Origin of the sequence: Paraburkholderia sediminicola (assembly GCF_046027825.1) — a bacterium.
GTDB classification, from domain to species: Bacteria; Pseudomonadota; Gammaproteobacteria; order Burkholderiales; family Burkholderiaceae; genus Paraburkholderia; species Paraburkholderia sediminicola_D.
In genome coordinates this window covers 223141-242995 of record NZ_JAQQDU010000002.1, presented here as the reverse complement: position 1 = coordinate 242995, position 19855 = coordinate 223141, and the positions used below count along the sequence as shown (strand labels likewise).

Below are 19855 nucleotides of genomic sequence, written 5' to 3'. Positions count from 1 at the left end.
TGAACCGGTATTTCAATTGCTGATTTAACGTCTTATCGAAATCCGCTGATTTAATAAATTTAAGCGGATTGGTTTGGCGTGTTTATATTTGCCGCCTCTGCTTTTCGGATTTTCTGAAAAGAGAGGTGGCTTCTGTGCTTATTACTTTGATTTTATCAATTCCATGATTACGCGGGAATTTGATTAATGTCATTAAACTGAAATGACGGATGGATAATATTCGTTCAAATCAGGTTGAATCGCCGCCAGCCGAAAAAATTGCATTGGCAGTATTTTTCTTTGGCTAAGCGTGTGTTAAACGTAGTCTGGAACTGCGCAGGTGCCCCGTTCATCTTGAAGGCCAGGCGCCGGACCGTGCGATATGCGCGGTAGAGAAGCAGCATTGATAGCCATGTCGCGTTCGACGGCAGGGCATTGCACTGCCGGTTGCTTTTACGCAGCGTATTACGCTCGGGTTTGCGGTATTCGTCTGAATATTGTTGTTAAAGATTGCACTTTAAATAATTGAAGTGTCTCTGCCGCATCAATCGGTGCAGGCAGTGATTCTGTTCGCTTGTTAATTTAAAGCCGATTCCAATGCTTCGTTTGACCCCGCTGCCGCCCTCTGGGCGATTGAAAGGCAGTGCGGTCAATCAAGCGGTCGATATCAGAATGGGCGATGACCGGTTCCCTTAATATGAAGTCAACGCAGTTGGACGGCGGTTTCCTGGGCGGGGTGCAGCGGTATCGCGCGCCGGTCCGGGGACTCGCACGCGGCATGGGTAACTGGATTGCGGTGCTGCCGTTCTTCATGTTTGCCTTGCTGTTCCTGATCCTGCCGACCGGCTTTCTGATGGTGGGCGCGTTTCAGGACCCCCAAGGCCACTTCACATTGGCGAACTTCCGCGACCTGTTTCAGCCGGTCGTGCTCGACGCGTACTGGATCAGCTTCAAGGTGAGCGCGGCCTCGTCCATCGGCGGCGCCGTGATCGGTTCGCTGCTCGCCTGGGCGGGCGTGCAGGGCAGGCTGCCGGTGTGGATCCGTCCGACGTTGATGACGTTCTCCGGCGTCGCGTCGAACTTCGCCGGTGTGCCGCTCGCCTTCGCGTTCATCTGCACACTGGGGCGCGTCGGCCTCGTCACGGTGCTGCTAAAGAAGTATGCCGGCATCAATCTCTACTCGACGGGCTTCAGCATCCTGAGCTTCTCGGGGCTCACGCTGACGTATCTGTACTTCCAGATCCCGCTGATGGTCCTGATTGTCACGCCCGCGCTCGACGGTTTGAAGCGCGAATGGCGCGAGGCCTGCGACTGCCTTGGCGGCACCTCCTCGCAGTATTGGCGCTACGTGGCGCTGCCGGTGCTGTGGCCGAGCGTGCTGGGTGCCGCCTTGCTACTGTTTGCGAATTCGTTCGGCGCCGTGGCGACCGCCTATGCGCTGACGGGCAGCTCGCTGAACATCGTGACCATCCTGCTGTACGCGCAGATTCGTGGCGACGTGCTGCATAACCAGAACCTCGGCTATGCACTGGCGCTCGGGATGATCCTTGTGACAGGGCTCTCGAACGGCGGCTACATCTGGTTGCGCGCACGTGCTGAGCGGGGGCGTCGATGAAAAGCCAATCACGCATGGGCGCATGGACCGCGATGGTCTTGGGCTCGCTGTATTTCCTGATTCCGCTCGCCGCCACGTTCGAATTCAGCCTGCGCATGCGGCGCGATTCGTATAGCTTCGACGCCTATCGGGTCGTGCTCGGCGACCCGCATTTCCAGGCTTCTTTCGGCTACTCGATGCTGATGGCAGTCCTGACGATCGTGGTCGGCATGATGCTGGTGGTGCCGACTGCCTATTGGGTCCGGCTGCGTTTGCCGAAGCTGCGGCCGGTGGTGGAATTCATCACGCTGTTGCCGCTGGTGATTCCGGCGATCGTGATCGTGTTTGGCTACCTGCGCCTCTACAACAGCAGCTCGTTCCTGCCGCTCACCGGCAACGAGCGCGCCACCGATGTTCTGCTGGTGTTCGGCTACGTGACGCTGTCGTTGCCGTTCATGTACCGCGCGGTCGATACGGGGCTGGCTGCCGTGGACGTGCGCGCCCTGACCGAGGCCGCGGAATGCCTCGGCGCAAGCTGGCCGGCCATCCTGTTCAAGGTGATCTTTCCGAATATCCGCTCGGGCATGCTGTCCGGCGCGTTCCTGACGTTTGCTGTGGTGATCGGCGAGTTTACGCTGGCGAGCCTGCTCGACCGGCCGGCGTTCGGGCCGTATCTGCAACGGATCGGCGCGAATCGCGCCTATGAACCGTCGGCGCTCGCGATTATCGCGTTCGTCAGCACCTGGGCCTCGATGGGGCTGATCCAGGTATTTGGCTCGGCGCGCAGTTCGGCTCGCGCGCTGACCGGACAGAAACCCTGACGAATTGAGGCTCCGAATCATGGCATTCCTTGAGATTGAAAATCTGCACAAGTCCTTCGGGGCGAACACGGCGCTGCACCAGTTCGATATGAAGATCGAGCGCGGCGAGTTCATCACCTTTCTCGGACCGTCGGGTTGCGGCAAGACGACGGTGCTGCGGATGATCGCGGGCTTTGAAAGCCCCACGCGTGGCGTGATCCGCCTCGACGGGCGCGACGTCACGCATCTGCGCACGCGTCAGCGCAAGGTCGGCATGGTGTTCCAGTCGTACGCGCTGTTTCCGAACATGACAGTGGCGGACAACATCGGTTTCGGCCTGCGCGTGGCACGCCAACCGCAGGAGGAGATCCGCAAGCGGGTCGACGAGATGCTGGAGTTGATCAAGCTGTCGCACGTCGGCGAGCGCTACCCATGGCAACTCTCCGGCGGCCAGCAGCAGCGTGTGGCACTCGCGCGTGCGCTTGCCGGCAAGCCGCAGGTTTTGCTGCTCGACGAACCGCTGTCGGCGCTCGACGCGAAGATCCGCATCTCGCTGCGCCAGGACATTCGCGCGCTGCAGCGCGAACTGGGCATCACGTCGATCTTCGTCACGCACGATCAGGAAGAGGCGCTGTCGATCTCGGACCGCGTCGTCGTGATGAACGAGGGGCGCGTCGAGCAGGTCGGCACCTCGTCGGAAATCTATAACTACCCGCGTACGCGCTTCGTGGCGTCGTTCGTCGGCACGCTCAATATCCTGTCCGGCCATGTGGTGGATCCGGCAAGCGGCAAGATGGCCGTCGATGGTCAGGAGCTGGTGACCTCGCAGCAACTCGCGCCGGGCGATGCGGGCAAGAAGCGGCTGCTCGCGTTGCGGCCGGAGGCGATCGTGCTGGAGCAGCCTGGGACGGGACGCAACACACTGGCTGCGACCGTCGAGGAAGTGAATTTCCTTGGCGCCGTGGTGCGGATCAGGACGCGGGTCAAGGAGGCGGTGATCTCGCTAGACGTATTCAATGACCCGAATCGCCGCTTGCCCGAGCGTGGTCAGCCGGTGGCTCTGGGGTTCTCGCATGAGAACCTGCTGGTCCTGGAAGAAGCGTGCTAAGCGCACAGCAATGGGGCGACGCTGCCGTATGCGAGAGATTCGCGATACGGCGAATGACTAACCACAGCGCACGGCGGTCTCCCGTGACGGTGTCAGGAAGAGGAGCCTGAAGCATACGACACACTTAAAAGCATCGGTCGGACTGCGCCACTAGCGCTTTGAACGCCACACGTGCGGTGGCAGCGGGCAAGCAATCATAAGAACAGGTCAACGAAGAAGAAGAGGTGATAAATTGAAGCGAAACGTAATATTCGGAGTACTGATTTCGGCAGGATTTGTTTCGGCATCAGCGAATGCACAAAGCAGCGTCACGCTATACGGGATCATCGATGCGGGCATCACGTATGTGAACAACACGGGCGGCTCGCACGTCGTGAAGTTCGACGATGGCGTGGCCTACGGCAACCGTTGGGGTATCAAGGGCACGGAGGACCTGGGCGGAGGGCTTTCGACGGTCTTCGCGCTTGAGATCGGCTTTCACCTGGGTACCGGCAAGCTTGCGTTCGGCGGCGCGGAGTTCGGACGGCAGGCGTATGTCGGTCTGAAAAACCAATGGGGAACGTTGTCGTTCGGCAATCAGCTCGACATGACCAATGAAATGGTGTCGGGCTACAACATTTCGGCATGGGGCAGTGGCTACGCCATTCACCAGGGCGACTTTGACCGCATGAACGGCGACCGGCTGCCCAATTCGGTGAAGTTTATTTCGCAAGAATTTTCAGGCTTCAAGTTCGGTGGCATGTACTCGTTTGGCGGCGTCGCCGGCGATTTCCATCAGAACAGTGCCTATAGCCTCGGCGCGCACTACGCGAACGGTCCGTTCACGATGGGCGCAGCCTACACGCAATTGAACAATCCGTCCGGCATCTATGCATTCGATCCGTACGCGATGATCGGGACGAGCACTTTCCTCGGCCGCCCGACCATTAGCGTCAACCCGGGCACCGGCGCGATTGCCGACCTGTACTCGAACACCTCGTTCGCGGTCGACAAACAGGGAACGTTTGGTGTGGGTGCCAGCTACGCGATCGGCAATGTCACGCTGAACGGCAACTATACGTACACGACGATCAAGGCCTATGGCAACTCGTCGCATATGCAGGTAGGCGAGGGCGGTGCGATCTGGCAGGTCACGCCGGCGTTCAGCGCGATCGGCGGCTACCAGTACACGAACTTCGAAGGGCACCACTGGAATCAGGGCACGCTCGGCTTGCATTACCTGCTGTCGAAGCGCACGGATGTCTATGTCTCGGGCGACTACCTGAAGGCGTCAAGCGGCGTGAATGCAGTGATCGGTTATAGCTTCACGCCGTCCACCACAAGCACGCAGTCCGACGTGCGTATCGGCATGCGGCATTCCTTCTAAACCACGCGATGAATCGATTGGGCTGGATGCAATCGGAAACGTACTTTCTTTTAGGTGGGGAAACAGTATGAACAGCAATTGGAAGAATCGCCTGAGCCTGGGAATCACAAGCCTCTCCGTGCTGGGCGCGGCGAATCTGGTTGGCGCGACGAGCGCTTCGGCCGAGCCGTCGGCGCAACTGGTTGCCGCGGCGAAGGCAGAGGGGCATCTGACGTTGATGGCACTCCCCCGCGACTGGTGCAATTACGCGGAGATGATTGACGGCTTCAAGGCAAAGTACGGAATTGCGATTAGCGACCTGAACCCGGACGCGGGGTCTGGCGACGAGGTTGAGGCGATCCGGGCGAACAAGGGTAATAACGGCCCGCAAGCACCGGATGTGATCGACGTGGGTTTGTCCTTCGCGCCGAAGGCCAAAGCTGAAGGGCTGCTCGCACCGTACAAGGTCTCCACCTGGAACACCATTCCGGCTCAGACCAAGGACGCGGAAGGTTACTGGTACGGTGACTATTACGGCGTGCTGTCCTTCGAAGTGAACGCTGATCTGGTTAGCAAGGCGCCGACCGACTGGGCCGACCTGCAGCAGTCGGACTACGCGAATGCGGTGTCGCTGGCGGGTGACGCGCGTGTTTCGAACCAGGCCATCCTGGGTGTGTTTGCCGCAGGCCTGTCGAGCGCGCATGGAGATATCTCCAAGGCAGGCGATGCGGGCCTGCAGTACTTCGCGAAGCTCAACAAGAGTGGCAATTTCGTTCCGGTGATCGGCAAGGAGGCGACGCTGGCGCAGGGCACGACGCCGATCGTGGTCCGCTGGGACTATAACGCGCTTGGCGATCGCGACTCGCTGAGGGGTAACCCCAAGGTGCAGGTCGTCGTGCCGAAGAGCGGTGTGGTGGCGGGCGTGTACGCCCAGGCGATTAGCGCTTATGCGCCGCATCCGAATGCGGCGAAGCTGTGGATGGAATACCTGTATTCCGACCAGGGCCAACTGACCTGGTTGAAGGGCTACTGCCATCCGATCCGCTTCAACGATCTGATGGCCAATCATAAGGTGCCGGCCGATCTTCTGGCCAAGCTGCCGCCGGCTGCTGCTTATGAAAAGGCGGTATTCCCGACCGTCGAGCAGCAGGATACGTTCAACGCCGTCATCACCAAGCAATGGGATCGGGTGGTGGGCGCGAACGTCAAGTAAGTCTGACGAAGGTCGCGGCAGTCACGACGGGCGCGCCAGCGCCTTTCGTGACTGGCCTATGGGCTTTTTACGTCCATGAAGCGGCTCTCGTGCCGACGCATGGCGGAACATGTGGCGTGCACGTGCCGGTCACCACACAGCCTGATTGCGCGGATTTCGACGACTAACTTCCCGCAGGTTCATCGTGAATGCTATCTTGCAGCCAGCGACGGGGTCGCACACGCATGTCGGGGCCCGGCACCCGGTGTCCGGGATTGGCAACCGTAAACAAGGTGCGGAAACTGCGCCGCTTTCTGTGTCATGAGATTTGAATTCGGATGAACAAGCCTGCTATCAGTCTGCCGCCCCTCGAGTGGGTCCGCGTTTTCGAAGCGGCCGGACGGCTCGGCAGCTTTACTGCCGCCGCGAACGAGCTGGGCTTGACGCAGGCCGCCGTGAGTCAGCGCATCCGTAACCTGGAAACGCGGCTCGGCGCGCCATTGTTCGACCGGCAAGCCCGTGGCGTGTCGTTGTCCATGCAGGGGGAGGCGTGGTTACCGCACATTCAGGCCGCGCTGGCCCAGTTGTCGAGCAGCACGGCGAACCTGTTCGAGTCGCCGCGCCGGAAGATCACGATAGCCGCGTCCGCATCGATCATCGAACTATGGATCGCTCCGCGGCTTGCCCGCATTGCTGCTGCGCTTCCGAACGTCCAACTCACGTTCGAAACGGTGCAACGGCTTCCCGACTATGCGCTGGCGGACGCCGACTATGAGATCCGGTTTGGCGATGGCCGTTGGCCCGACCGGGCCTCGAAGCGGTTGTTCCAGGAGGAGCTCGCTCCGCTTGCAGCACCGGCATTGCTAGCCACTGAAACGGAGGGCTGGGAGCGCCTGCCATTTATCGCGACATCGGGGCCGAGGCTGGGCTGGCGTGACTGGTGCGCGGTGAACGGGACCCCGCTGCCGCCGGTGCCGTCGCTGCGCTTCGATACCTTTGCGTTCGCGTTGCGGGCCGCCGAGGCTGGCGCGGGCATCCTGCTCGGCTCGCTGCCGCTCTGCCGCGGCTCGGTCGAAACAGGACGGCTCACGCGCTTGACGGAGAACGTGCTGCAGATGGAGAGCAGTTATTGGGTCACGTGGCAGGCCGCGGAACCCGACTATCCAGAACGTCAGACGTTGATTAGCTGCCTGACGGAAGCATAAGTTGGCGCCCGCAGATAGTTTGGCGGGGCACCCTCCGGAGCCGATCGGCATCAATGTGCCGGCATGGCGTTTCGACACGACCACTTGAGGAGCGGAGGGCCACGGTTCCAAAGAAGAGAACCCGCCTAGATACCCGACTTCAGCTTGGCCCAGAGACGGTGTTCCAGACGGAGGATCTCCACGGGCAACGGCTTGAGCGGGAACAAGGTCTTCATCACCGATTCGGGTGGGTAGATTGTCGGGTCGTTTGCAAGCTCTGCCTTGACATATTTTCGCGCCGCCAGATTTGCGGTCGGATAGAAAACCTTGTTGGTAATCTCGGCGTTGATCTCCGGTTTCTCGATGAAATTGATCCACGCGAGGGCGGCGTCTGGATTGGACGCATCCTTGGGTATGGCCATCATGTCGAAGCCGACGGGTGCCCCGCTTTTAGGAATGACATAGGTGATCGCGTAACTTTTGTGTGCTTCAAGCGCGCGATGCTTTGCGATGTTCACGTCACCGGAATAGCCCAACGCAAGGCAGACGTCATTGTTGGCCAGGTCGTTGATGTAGCCGGACGAGTTGAATTGGGTGATATATGGGCGAATCTGTTTGAGCACCTCGAACGCGGCCTGGTAGTCCGCGGGATTCGTGCTGCCTGGGTCCTTGTGCAGATAGTGCAGTACCTCGGGCAGCACGTCGGTGGGCTCATCGAGCACCGAGACGCCGCATTGCTTCAGCTTGGCCAGATTCTTGGGGTCGAACAGCAGGCTCCAACTGTCGAGTTCGGCGTCGTTGCCGAGCGCAGCCTTCACCGTGTCGACGTTCATACCAAGACCGATCGTCACCCAGGCCCACGGAATGGCGTACTGGGTGCCCGGGTCGGCGCTTTGCACCATCGCCATGATTGACTTGTCCAGATTGGCGAGGTTAGGCAACTTGGACTTGTCGAGTTTCTGATAGATGCCGGCGTCGATCTGTTTTGACAGGAAATTCGCGGACGGCACGACGATGTCGTAACCGGTGCCACCGGCAAGCAGTTTGGTTTGCAAGGTATCGTTGCTATCGTAGACGTCGTATTTCACCTTGATGCCCGTTGCCGCCTCGAACTGTTCGACTGTTTTATCGCCGATGTAATCGGACCAGTTGTAAACGCTGAGGACCGGACCTGCACCCATGGCGATGCTGCTGGTGCCGAGCAGGCAGCAAACGATAGCTCTGTGTAGCGTATTGTTCATGGCTCTCTCCCAATGACGTGGCTTGATCGGTGAATCCTTCAGTCCGTCGATTACACTCGTGCCGCGTGCCGCAGCGTTGCGCACCCGCCGTTCGGCATACGCCTCGCTCAACGCGTTTGCGCGGCGTACTGCGGCGACGTGATGCAGGCGATGTTTCCACCGCCCAGCAGAATTTCACGTGTATTGGGAATACCGATGATCCGATGGTGTGGGAATAGTTCGGCCAGCAATTGCTGTGCGGGCTGATCGTTCACGTCGCCGAACTCAGGCACCACGACGACGCTATTGCCGACGTAGTAGTTGATATACGACGCGCAGATCCGGGTGCCCGCCACCCGCGCAATCGCCGCGTCGCCATGATCGAGACCGGCGGCTTCTTCTGCAGTCCAGACGAGTACGTCCGGTGCCAGCATCTTGTGGATTTTTAGCGGACGCCCCTTTGCATCGGTGGTGCTGCTCAGGATGGCGTAGGCTTCCTGGTAAATCTCGTATTGAGGATCGCTGGAATCGTCTGTCCACTGCATCACCACTTCGCCCGGACGAACAAAGCAGGCCAGATCGTCGATATGGCCGTCGGTCTCGTCGAATTTGCACCCGCGCGGCAACCAGATGACCTTGCGCGCCCCCAGGTAATCGAGGAGGTGCTGGGTCACCGCTTCCTTGCCCAGATGGGCATTGCGATTGACATTGAGCAGACACTGCTCGGTCGTGAGCACCGTACCTTCGCCGTCGCATTGGATCCCGCCCATTTCGGCGATGATCGGCGCACGGTAGCGCGCGGCGCGCTCAGCTTCCAGAATTTTCCCGGCGATCTGGTCGTCCAGGTCCCACGGAAAGTAGAGGCCGCCGTTCAATCCGCCATAAGCATTGAACGGGAAATCGACGCCGCGGACCTCGCCATGATCATTGAGCAACCAGGCCGGGCCGCTGTCGCGGAACCACGAGTCGTTCACCGTCATTTCGAGCACACGGATATGCGGCGGCAACATGGCCCGGGCGTTCGCGTATTGGCGCGACGACGCACAGACGGTGACCGGGTCACTCTCGGCAATCGCGCTTGCGATATCCACCCATACCTTCTGCGCCAGCTTGCCGCCGTTGCGCCAGACGTCGGGCCGTTCAGGCCAGCCGAGCCAGCAGCCGGCCTTCGGTTCGAATTCGCCGGGGCAGCGAAAGCCGTCGTTGCGGGGAAGCGTGGTGAGAGTACGTGCCATGTAGCCGCTCCTTGGGTTGGGAGGCGTGCCGGCAGGAGGCCGGCATCAATGGCACCATCGTAGGCTGAGTTTTTTTTGCGAACTAATGATCAATTCTCTGGAATCGGTGAATTGATTTCACATAAATACTGCGCAAGGCCGGCGAACTCCATGAACGCCGCGAGCCGGGCCTCGGTCCGTTTGCGCCGCTCGGCAACCAGGTAGTAGTTGCCGGGTGAAGGAACCGAGACGGCGAATGGGCGAATCAGGCGGCCGCTTTTCAGCTCGTCGCCTGCGGTCAGCGTATCCGCCAGGCAAACGCCGACCTTTTGCAGCGCCGCCTCGATGGCGATGCCGGAATGGGCGAAGTGCAGATTACGCGCCGGAGCGGGCAGCGAGGCGGCATGGGTGCCAAGCCACGTTGCCCAGGTTTTTCCGTCCTGGTCATCGTGCAGCAGACAGAAGCGCGCAAGATCTGCCGGGCTTTGCAAGCTGTCCTCGCCCTCCAGCAGACTCGGATGACATACCGGGAAAAATTCAATGGCGTGAAACGGCACCGCCCAGTAGCGGGTCCAATCGGTGTCGCCCATCGAATACAGGATCGTGATGTCCGCAGCGGGGTTGATTTCGTTCGAATCGCTGTCGTGTACCAGGAGATGGATGGTGAGGCCTGGGTAGCGCTGGGAGAATTCGCCGATTACACGGGGGAAAAAGCGATGCGCGAGCTCGGCCGGTGCAGAGATTTTTAGTGACCCGCGCATGCCCGGGTGCGCGGCGTCGCTGCACGCTTCGGCCATCATGTCGAGTGCCTGCTGTACCGAATGCAGTAACCGCAGGCCGGCGTCGGTCAACTGAACCTGCCGCCCTTGCTTTTCAAAAAGCGTGACTTTAAGCACGGCTTCCAGCGAGCGCACCTGATGGCTGATGGCGCTATGCGTCACACACAGCTCGTCGGCGGCTCTGCCGAAATGACGATGTCGCGCCGCAGCTTCAAAGGCCCTAAGCGCGCTGAGTGAAGGCAGTTTCCGCATAGATGTGTATTGGATGAATTCGTTACGGCAGCGATGGATTGCGGTTTGCTACGACCGGAGGTCGGTCGCACAGTGACTGACTCACGCGTTGTAGAGGACTGTCCGCGACGGTTCGGGTTCGGCGATTGCCGTCGTATTGTAAGACGATCGTTACTGGTGACCCGGCATTGGCGGCTTCGTCGTGCTGGTCGAGATCTGGGGTCAGTATTGGCGCGGGGTGATGGTCCCATTCGTTGTCGCGCCTGCCTGGTCACGGCGCTGCCGTCGGCATGTTTTTCACACGCGAGCGAAAGCGAACTATTCTTAAAGAAGCTTGTGAAGTAGTCCCCCGTTTCCTTCCTTCCAGCGGAGGTGCGTCATGTCAATGTCAGCCACGCTCCAGGACTGCCTGCGCAGCAAGGGCTCGCAGTACGAAGTTGTGCATCATCCGTACAGTCATTCCAGCGTCGAAACCGCGGCGGCAGCGCATATTCCGGGCGATCGCCTCGCCAAGACCGTGCTGTTTGAGGACGAACACGGCTACGTGGCGGCTGTGCTGCCATCGACCTACGCCGTGCGGCTCTCCGAGCTTTGGGCGAAGACCGGACGCCATCTCCTGCTAGCCAAAGAGACCGATCTGCGCGAGTTGTTCAAGGATTGCGAGGCGGGCGCGCTTCCACCGGTATGTACGGCCTATGGCATGCAAACCTATCTTGACGAGAGTCTCGCCCTGCAGCCGGATGTCTATTTCGAGGCCGGCGATCATGAAGAGCTGATTCACATGGGTACGGATCAATTCCTGGATCTGATGGACCGAGCCGAGCGGGCACGCTTCGCCCGTCGCATGCAGGGTCTGCCAATGTGAGCGGTGCCCGCCTGGTGCGGCCTGGTTTGCGCAGCGCGTCATAAAGCGCGCTGCGTCACCCAACCTTTGTGCGAGCCAGATCATGCAACGCAGCGAGACGGTCCTGAAACAGGTGATGGCGGCATTCGAACGCGAATCACACCTGAAGCTCCACAATCACCCCATTCATATGAGTTTCGACGACGGTACCTTGACCGTGGCAGGCGAGGTGCCGGACGTCGCTTCCAAGAAACGCCTGCTTCGGTTGACCCAGCGACACAGTGAGGGCAAGCCGCTGGTCGACCGGCTACGTGTCACCGCCAACCCGCCGATCGCGGATGGCGAGTTGCGTACACATATCGGCGAACGGCTGGCGCAGGCGGTGGATTTCCGCAACTGCGTGATCTGCGTACGCGTCAAGGGCCAGCTCGACGTGCTGCGCGGCACCATGGACGAGGCGGGCAACAACGGTAGCGGTGTCATCGAGGTGACGGTCGAGGACGGTGTGGTGACCCTGACAGGGCAAGTGATCAGCCTGTCTCACAGGCACCTGGCGAGTGTGACGGCCTGGTGGGTCGGCGGCTGCCGCGACGTGGTGAACTTGCTGGAGCTGGTGCCCGCCGAAGCGGACGGCGACGATGAGATTTCCGAGGTCCTGCACCTGGTGCTCGAAACCGATCTGCGCGTGCGCGCCGAGCAGATCACCATCAACGTGGAAAACCGCAAGATCACGCTAGCAGGTTGGGTGCCGACCGAAGCCGAAAAACGGCAGGCGGAGCAGGACGCCTGGTGTCTGGATGCTATCGGAGGCGTCGTCAATCGCATCTAGGTGCGCGCCTGATCTGACTGCAGGCCCGCGGGAAATGAGTGCGCGCAAGATTCTGTCGGGCGTGGTGATGGCCGTGCTGTTCGTCGGATGCCGGCCTGCGGACGCGAGTTCGTGTTCTCCGGCGTTCTCCGAGGTGGATGTCAAAGACGGCCTCAAGGTACGGGATGATTGCGGCTTCCCCGTTGGTGACCTCAACCGCATGACTACCGAGTTGAGCCGCGCGGTGAAGGGCGCCGGACTCCCCAATGCCCAGATAGTCTCTCTCGCGAGGGCGGCCAACGTAATGCTGGGTGCTGTGTATGCGCAATCGGGCAGCGTTGAGCGCAAGACCGATATCGCGCTCACCCGCATCGAACCGCTAATCGAACACCTTGCCGGGCAAATCAGGGCGCGGCCCGACGCGGACCCGGTTGCCGAAGCGCGAGAATGGGCCACGCGCTACGACGATCTGCTGCGCCGATCGTCAATCGTAAGGAGTTCAGATCCTCTTGAGCTGCAAGTAGACGAAGCGCTAAAGCGCGTCGATCTGGATGTTGCGTCAACACTGCTGACCAGGCTGCTTGCCGAAAACCAGGGAGCCGTGCAGGTGTTCGCGGCGCGTTGTTATGAGGCTGGCGAAATCGAATTGCTGCGCTTCTCGCCGCAGAATGCACTGCCGTATCAGGAAAAGGCCTACGCATTGCAACCGGAAGACGCCGACATTGCGACGGCGTTTGCCGACACGTTGCAAGAGCAACGCGAGTTTGAACGCGCGGAACCGATTGACCGTACGCTGCTGTTGCGTTATCAGGTGCTTGCGCAGCAGAAGCCCGCCGCTTACCAACCCCAGATTGCGCGCACGCTGGACAAGCTTGGCGATCTCTACGTTGGGCTGCAGCGGCCCAAGGAGGCGGAGGCCGCCTATCTGCGGGCGCTGGAGATCTATTGGGTACTGGCGCGACAGAACCCTGCGGCCTACGGGCCCGCTGTGGCGGAAACGTTTGACAACCTCGGCGTCCTATACCGCGATACACAGCGCCTGCAGGAGGCCGCGGCTGCTTACCATGAAGCGCTGGGTATCGATCGCGCATTGGCTTATCGCGACCCCACGACCTACAAGCCTGATATCGCGACGACGCTAAATGACCTCGGCATCCTGTACGACGCCACACAACGCACGAGCGATGCCGAGAAGGCGTATCGCGAGGCGCTGAACATCCAGCAGGCGCTTGTGCGCGGCAACCCCGCGGCCTATCGTCCGGCACTTGCGCGTACGCTCAACAATCTCGGGAACCTCTATAGCGCGATGCAGCAACACCAGGATGCAGAGCATGCTTACAAGGAAGCGCTCACGATCCGGCAGCAGCTTGCCCGGGAGAGTCCGGCAGTCTATCGGCCCGACGTGGCGCGCACGCTCACCAATCTTGGCGCGCTCTATCGTGCCACGCAACGGCCGAAGGAGGCGCAGCAGGCTTATCAGGAGGCGTTGCAAATCTATCGTGCGCTCGCCCGGGACAACCCCACCACTTACCAGGCGGACGAAGCGCGGACGCTTAATAATATAGGTGTCCTGTTTAGTCACACCGGGCGGCCACGCGAGGCGGAAGACGCCTACCGGAACTCGCTGGACCTTTACCGGACGCTGTCGCGAGATAATCCCGTGGCCTACCGTCAGGATGAAGCACGGACACTTGGCAACATGAGTACGCTCTTCAGTCAGACTCAACGGCCGCGTGAGGCCGAGCAGGCGAGGCGCGAAGCCGCCCGTCTTCTCGACACAACGGAAGCGCAGTAGATTTACTTGACCCGTGCCTCATGGCCATGATTGAATTTCGCAGGGGTGTTCGTCGGTAATGCTCACCTCGCTACAGGAGGCATCCGTGAGCCCGAAATCTTCGCCGATCTCCAACGCCCAGCGCGCACTCGACACCGAGCCGCAATCCATCGACGCTCCGCTGTCGGCGGCCGCCGCGTTTCTCGTGCTGGTTGTCAAGGATGATGATGCATCGATCGCCACCGCCCGCTCCGTGGTGGGCAGTACCGGCGACCTCGTTAAAGACATCAGGATCCGGGCCCATAGCGGCCTGTTCACCTGCAACGTCGGGATCTCGTATCGCATCTGGGGACTGCTCACCGGCAAACCGGCGCCCAGCGAGCTTGCGCGGTTCAAGGAGGTGCGGGGCGCCACGCACACTGCGGTAGCCACAGCAGGTGATCTGCTCTACCACATCCGTGCCGACTCGATGGACCTGATCATCGAGTTCGAGAAGCTTCTCCTTGAGGCCTTCGGCGACTCCGTCACAGCGGTCGACGACGTGGCTGGGTTCCGCTACTTTGACGGGCGCGACCTGCTCGAGTTTGTCGACGGCACCGCGAATCCCGACGGCCTTGACCTGCCCGCTGCGACGATTGTCGGCGATGAGGATCCCGCCTACGCCGGCGGCAGCTATGTTGTGATCCAGAAATACCTGCATGACCTCTCAGCCTGGCGTGCTCAAAAAGTCGAAACCCAGGAGGCAATTGTCGGGCGCACCAAGTTCGACAACGTCGAGTTGCCGGACGCGACGGAAGGCCAAAAGTCGCACAAGACGCTCTGCACGATCCAGGACGCCGAAGGCGAGCACGACATCCTGCGCGATAACATGCCGTTCGCGGTCCCGGGGCGTGGCGAGTACGGCACCTACTTCATTGGTTATTCGCGCCATCTCTGGGTGATCGAAAAGATGATGGAACGGATGTTCATCGGCGACCCTCCACCGCTTCACGACCGGATCCTGGACTTCTCCAAGGCCGTTGCCGGCGTGACGTTCTTCGCTCCGGCCCGCAAATTTCTGAGCGACCTTGCTGACTGAGTTTGCGGCGGTGTGCATAGACGACCACCGACAATAGAGCAGGGGGCCCCGTGCACGCAGAAAAATGCGTCAGGTCAACAGCCAGACCATGATCGCAGGAAAGATGATCAGCAACACGAATGCGGACAGAATGCCGTTCATCGCCATACCGAGTCCGGCAAATGCTCCTGCTTCTTCACTGATCTGAACATAGTTGTCGCCGAAGAGGTCCAGAGTTGACCCTCATCAGCCGGTCGTTGGCTTGCCAGTGAAAACCGCCAATTGAGCGGCGAAAGCACGCTTATAGGCGGGCCGTGCTTCGCCGCGAGCGACATAGGCGGAGAGGTTCGGATATTCGTCCAGCAGACCCGATGCTTTCAACCTGAGTAGCACCGCCGCCATGATCAGGTCGCCCGCGCTGAACGCACCATCGAGCCAGTCGGCATTACCAAGGTGATCGGAAAGCTCGCCCAGCCGGGCACGGATGCGATTCTCGACGATAGGCAGGCGCTGCTCATACCAGGTCTTGTCTCCCTCCAGGAACCTGGTGGTCTGGAGATCGAGAATCGGCGGCTCAACCGTGTTGAGCGCGGCAAACATCCATGTGATCGCGCGTGCCCGGGCATTCGCATCGTCAGGTAGCAGCCCTGCATGGCGCTCTGCGATATGGAACACGATCGCCCCCGACTCGAACAGGACAAGAGCGCCTTCTTCATAGGTCGGAATCTGACCAAAAGGATGAAGCGCTCGATGCGCGGGCTCCTTCATTGCACCGAACGAAACAAGACGAACCTCGTAAGGTTGGCCTACTTCTTCAAGCGCCCAGCGAACACGCATGTCACGCGCCAGTCCCCTGCCGCGATCGGGCGACCGTTCAAAGACGGTGATAACGGGGGGCAGTGGAAGGGGCATGGTGACTTCTCCTTTGCTAGATGTCTCGCTGGATGCCGGATATGCAACCCCAGCGCTTACCTACTCGACGTTCGAGATGGGGCTAAATCGACATCCCTGAACTCCTTTTTTCTCAAAGGTTGGGTGGTTTTGCCACGGCAGTAGCCTCCCGAACGCACGGGTGTCTAGCTCCCGGTTAGCGGGCGGCTTTGGTGTCTCATCCTGCCCGCCGCAGAAGACATGAGAGAAATTGATCAAACCAGGCAAAAAACATCAATTCTCATCAGATATTGTTCGACCCACAATAGCTCACCCGTCGGCCAAGCGAAGGACGCGATAGCGCACAGCGAACGATTATCCATTCATTCCTGTCGCCATTCAGATCATTCAAATAGATAGGAATGTTAAGCAAATTGTCGGCTGCTTCACATTCCGACCTGCCTTCACACCCATCTCTTACCTTCAAGGAAAACAACCATGCGCTTTTATCATCTTCGTCATGAGGTCGTGAGTGTTGCTTTTGTTGCGATCACCGGACTTCTTCTGTCCTGCTCGCCTCCGGCAAGGGCGGACGATGCCGAACTCAACGTCTACAACTGGTCGGACTACATCGCGAAGGACACGATCCCGAACTTCGAGAAGGAGTCAGGTATTCATGTGAGATACGACAACTACGACAGTGACGACACGCTGCAGGCCAAGCTTCTGGCGGGGAGTTCAGGTTTCGACGTCGTCGTGCCATCGTCGCTCTACATGGCGAGGCAGATTCAGGCGGGCATGCTTCAGAAGCTTGATAAGTCGCAAATTCCCAACCTCAGGAATCTCGACCCGGCACTCATGAAAATGATCGCGGATGCCGATCCGGGCGCGCAATACGGCGTGCCCTGGGCGTACGGCACCGATGGCATCGGCTACAACGTGCAGGAAGTGAAGAAGGCACTGGGCGAGAACGCGCCCGTCGACAGTTGGGCGCTGGTGTTCGATCCGGCTAACGTGTCGAAGCTGAAAAGCTGCGGCGTCTCGTTTCTCGATCAGGCTTCCGACGCATTCGCGACCGCCTTGCAGTACCTGCACAAGGATCCGAACAGTTCGAATCCTGCCGACTATCAAGCGGCCTTCGATCTGCTGAAGAAGGTGCGCCCCTACATCACCCAGTTCAATTCGTCTGGCTACATCAATGACCTCGCGAATAACGATATCTGCGTGGCAATCGGTTGGTCCGGCGACGTGGGCATTGCACGGCGGCGCGCGGCCGAAGCGAAACGCTCCTATGAGGTCCGCTTCTCGAATGTCAGGGAAGGTGGCCTGCTGTGGTTCGACATGATGGTGATCCCGAAGAACGCGCCGCATCCCGAAGCGGCCATGAAGTGGATCAACTATATCGAAGACCCGAAGGTCAATGCGGCGATTACCAACGAGGTGTTCTATCCGACCGCGAACCGTGCCGCCCGGCCGTTCGTCAGTCCGGTCGTATCGCAGGACCCGAGCGTTTATCCGGGCGATGACGTGCTGGGCAAAATGACCCTGATGAGGCCTTTGCCCGCCGACATTGTCCGGCTGGAAAACCGCCTTTGGGCGCAACTGAAGGCCGGTCGCTAATGGCGTCGAGCGGCGTGGTTTAAGCGACTGCCGATCGCTGCGTCGCATGAAACCACCACCATGGCCGACCAGATCCGGGCATTGCGTCGGGTGGCGGCGCTATCCACTGCACGATGAGAGAACCACCGGCGTGAATGAGCCGGCCGTGGTCCTGATGCAAACTAAGACAAACTACGCTTCGGGAACACGGCCGGAATCGGCTTCCTTGCCCTGCGTCAGCAGCCATTCGAACATCTGCTCGACGATGGGTGAGCGCGACAGGCCGGCCACTCGTGATATCCACCATGTCATGCCCGGCAAGCGCGGGTAATCGGCCAGGATGGTCAACGCGCCCTGATCGATACTGCCTTGCGCCGCCAGCCGGGACAGGCAGGCAATGCCACGCCCACGCAACACGGCATCCAGCACCAGACGCTGATCGTCATAGATCGCGCTCATGCGATAGGCCGACAGTTGCCCGCGGAAAATCGGCGCGATGCTCTCGCTGGTCAGGTTCTCTTCCAGACAGATGAGCCCCGTATGCAAATGATGTTTGGCGCGTGGCACGCGGTCTAATTTCGCCGCCAGTTCCGTTGCGCACACTGTCACCCATTCGTCCTGCAGAAACGGCATTTCCAATAGGCCGGCCTGTTGCATCGGCCGCGCGCCGATCGTCATATCGACGTCGATCTCATCGACATAACGCGCGCTCTCGTCGGTGGAGAGCAGCGGGCATAGATCGGGAAGCACCTGCTGCAATTGATCGAGACGCGGTTGCAGCCAGCCGTGCAGCAACGGCGCAGGACACACCAGCACCACCAGCCCGGGGTCCAGATAGGTGGCGATCCGGCCGAGCCCGCTGCGCAGCGTTTCCATCGAGCGCTGCACGCTTCGTTGAAGCACCTCGCCCGCGACCGTTAATTCGACGCCACGGCCAATTCTGCGAAACAGCGGTTGCCCCAGTTGCTCCTCAAGCTGCTGGATCTGGTGGCTGATCGCCGATTGCGAGAGGTGCAGTTCGTCGGCCGCGCGAGAGAAGTTGCCCAGTCTCGCGGCCGCTTCGAAGCCCATCAGCAACTTCAGGGAGGGGACACGTTGCATGAAGATATGAGAAAAGTTGATTAATTTGAACAATAAACATCATTTTTCATCAAGTGTAACCCGTATCACAATGGCTCACCACCTAACGAAGGAGAGAGCAGGATGAGTCGCTTTGACGCTCGCCAATATGGCTACCGGATGCCCGCTGAATGGGAAACGATGGACACCACCTGGTTGGGATGGCCGATTCTGGAAGGCCGCGAAGACCTGTGGGGGAACCACTATCTGCGGGTCTGCCGGGAGTTTGCGCTGGTCGCGCAGACGGTCGCTCGCTATCAGCGTTGCGTAGTGACGGCCCACCACAGCCAGGCGGATGCCGCGCGCGAGTTGATCGGCAAGGGCGTCGAAGTTCTCGGCGTTGCTGCAGAAGACAACTGGCTGCGCGACTGCGGGCCGATTTTCCTGCTGGGCGAGCGTGGCCAGTTGGGCGCCGCGGCGTTCCGCTTTAATTGCTGGGGCGAGAAATACCAGCCTTACGACGGTTGCCAGCAGGTGGGGCAGGACATCGCCCGTGCGGCCGGGGCGCAGATCTTCAACTCGCACATGGTGCTGGAGGGTGGCGCGTTTTACGTGGACGGGCAGGGTACGCTGGTCACCACGGAAAGCTGCCTGCTGCATCCGAACCGCAATCCGCACATGAACCGCGCTGAAATCGAGACCGAGCTCAGGCGCATGCTTGGGGTGGAAAAGATTGTCTGGTTGCCTGGCAATCCCGATGAAGTGGAAACCAATGGGCATGTGGACGGCATTGCGTCCTTCATCGCGCCGGGCAAGATGCTGTGCCAGACCGCGAGTCCGGTGCAGGGCGATTACTTTCATGTGATGCGTGAGAATCGCCGTGCACTGGAATTAGCCACTGACGCTGCCGGGCGGCGCTTCGAACTGCTTGACCTGCCGTCGCCGATCGTCAGCGAACGCTATGGCTCCGAGCGCTATTGCGATTGCTACGCGAACTACATTCTGGTCAACGGCGCGGTGATTTCGACCGCGTTTGGTGTGGAACAGGACCAGGCCGCGCGCGAGGTCTTCGCTCAGGCGTTTCCGCAGCGGCGCGTGGAGTTGCTGCCGATTCCCACGTTGTCGATCGGCGGCGGCAGCATTCATTGCTCGACGCAGCAGCAGCCGGCAGTTACCGCTCACGTTACCGCTAACTGAT

Annotated in this window: 16 protein-coding genes and 1 pseudogene; 12 read left to right on the top strand and 5 right to left on the bottom strand. The window is 60.2% G+C overall.

Annotated elements, in window-relative coordinates; genetic code table 11:
- Positions 1 to 757: 757 nt before the first annotated feature.
- From PQQ96_RS02260 to PQQ96_RS02235, 6 genes and pseudogenes are all read left to right on the top strand, one after another.
- The gene (locus PQQ96_RS02260) at positions 758 to 1594 is read left to right on the top strand and encodes an ABC transporter permease (RefSeq protein WP_408288173.1); all 837 of its coding nucleotides are present in this window, start codon (positions 758 to 760) and stop codon (positions 1592 to 1594) included.
- The gene (locus tag PQQ96_RS02255) at positions 1591 to 2394 is read left to right on the top strand and encodes an ABC transporter permease (protein WP_408288154.1); all 804 of its coding nucleotides are present in this window, start codon (positions 1591 to 1593) and stop codon (positions 2392 to 2394) included. Before PQQ96_RS02260 ends, PQQ96_RS02255 begins: the two co-directional genes overlap by 4 nt.
- A 19-nt stretch (positions 2395 to 2413) precedes the next feature.
- Positions 2414 to 3481, top strand: coding sequence for an ABC transporter ATP-binding protein (locus PQQ96_RS02250; protein WP_408288151.1), 1068 nt, complete (start codon positions 2414 to 2416; stop codon positions 3479 to 3481).
- A 232-nt stretch (positions 3482 to 3713) separates the two neighbouring features.
- Positions 3714 to 4766: pseudogene (locus tag PQQ96_RS02245) on the top strand (porin); the annotation flags it as partial.
- Positions 4767 to 4914: 148 nt separating this feature from the next.
- Positions 4915 to 6039, top strand: a complete 1125-nt coding sequence (locus tag PQQ96_RS02240; protein ID WP_408288146.1) for an ABC transporter substrate-binding protein — start codon at positions 4915 to 4917, stop codon at positions 6037 to 6039.
- 317 nt (positions 6040 to 6356) lie between these two features.
- Positions 6357 to 7223 (top strand): LysR substrate-binding domain-containing protein, encoded by an 867-nt coding sequence (locus PQQ96_RS02235; RefSeq protein ID WP_408288143.1) that lies wholly within the window; start codon positions 6357 to 6359, stop codon positions 7221 to 7223.
- Between the two features lie 125 nt (positions 7224 to 7348).
- Here the strand turns inward: PQQ96_RS02235 and PQQ96_RS02230 are convergent, their stop codons facing one another.
- From PQQ96_RS02230 to PQQ96_RS02220, 3 genes are all read right to left on the bottom strand, one after another.
- Positions 7349 to 8443 (bottom strand): polyamine ABC transporter substrate-binding protein, encoded by a 1095-nt coding sequence (locus PQQ96_RS02230; protein ID WP_408288141.1) that lies wholly within the window; start codon positions 8441 to 8443, stop codon positions 7349 to 7351.
- Between the two features lie 107 nt (positions 8444 to 8550).
- Complete coding sequence (gene aguA, locus PQQ96_RS02225; protein ID WP_408288138.1) at positions 8551 to 9657, bottom strand: agmatine deiminase; 1107 nt, start codon at positions 9655 to 9657, stop codon at positions 8551 to 8553.
- An 89-nt stretch (positions 9658 to 9746) separates the two neighbouring features.
- Positions 9747 to 10667 carry a LysR substrate-binding domain-containing protein gene (locus PQQ96_RS02220; protein WP_408288136.1) on the bottom strand — a complete coding sequence of 307 codons (921 nt, stop codon included), beginning with the start codon at positions 10665 to 10667 and terminating at the stop codon, positions 9747 to 9749.
- 358 nt (positions 10668 to 11025) lie between these two features.
- On the opposite strand from PQQ96_RS02220, the gene PQQ96_RS02215 reads away from it, so the two are divergent.
- From PQQ96_RS02215 to PQQ96_RS02200, 4 genes are all read left to right on the top strand, one after another.
- A complete protein-coding gene (locus tag PQQ96_RS02215) occupies positions 11026 to 11511 on the top strand; it encodes an aminoacyl-tRNA deacylase (RefSeq protein ID WP_408288134.1) in 486 nt (161 codons plus the stop codon).
- An 82-nt stretch (positions 11512 to 11593) separates the two neighbouring features.
- The gene (locus tag PQQ96_RS02210; RefSeq protein ID WP_408288131.1) at positions 11594 to 12319 is read left to right on the top strand and encodes a BON domain-containing protein; all 726 of its coding nucleotides are present in this window, start codon (positions 11594 to 11596) and stop codon (positions 12317 to 12319) included.
- A 34-nt stretch (positions 12320 to 12353) separates the two neighbouring features.
- On the top strand, positions 12354 to 14093 hold the full coding sequence (locus tag PQQ96_RS02205) for a tetratricopeptide repeat protein (RefSeq protein WP_408288129.1): 1740 nt from the start codon (positions 12354 to 12356) through the stop codon (positions 14091 to 14093).
- 85 nt (positions 14094 to 14178) lie between these two features.
- Positions 14179 to 15150, top strand: a complete 972-nt coding sequence (locus tag PQQ96_RS02200; protein WP_408288126.1) for a Dyp-type peroxidase — start codon at positions 14179 to 14181, stop codon at positions 15148 to 15150.
- 225 nt (positions 15151 to 15375) lie between these two features.
- Here PQQ96_RS02200 and PQQ96_RS02195 read toward each other — a convergent pair whose 3' ends face one another.
- Positions 15376 to 16041 (bottom strand): glutathione S-transferase family protein, encoded by a 666-nt coding sequence (locus PQQ96_RS02195; protein ID WP_408288124.1) that lies wholly within the window; start codon positions 16039 to 16041, stop codon positions 15376 to 15378.
- A gap of 456 nt (positions 16042 to 16497) precedes the next feature.
- On the opposite strand from PQQ96_RS02195, the gene PQQ96_RS02190 reads away from it, so the two are divergent.
- Positions 16498 to 17619, top strand: a complete 1122-nt coding sequence (locus PQQ96_RS02190; protein WP_408288121.1) for a polyamine ABC transporter substrate-binding protein — start codon at positions 16498 to 16500, stop codon at positions 17617 to 17619.
- A 171-nt stretch (positions 17620 to 17790) separates the two neighbouring features.
- Here PQQ96_RS02190 and PQQ96_RS02185 read toward each other — a convergent pair whose 3' ends face one another.
- The gene (locus tag PQQ96_RS02185; protein ID WP_408288119.1) at positions 17791 to 18699 is read right to left on the bottom strand and encodes a LysR family transcriptional regulator; all 909 of its coding nucleotides are present in this window, start codon (positions 18697 to 18699) and stop codon (positions 17791 to 17793) included.
- Between the two features lie 102 nt (positions 18700 to 18801).
- Between PQQ96_RS02185 and PQQ96_RS02180 the strand changes: the two genes are divergently transcribed.
- Entirely contained in the window at positions 18802 to 19854 is a 1053-nt protein-coding gene (locus PQQ96_RS02180; protein WP_408288116.1) for an agmatine deiminase family protein, read from the top strand.
- The last annotated feature ends 1 nt before the right edge of the window (position 19855 follow it).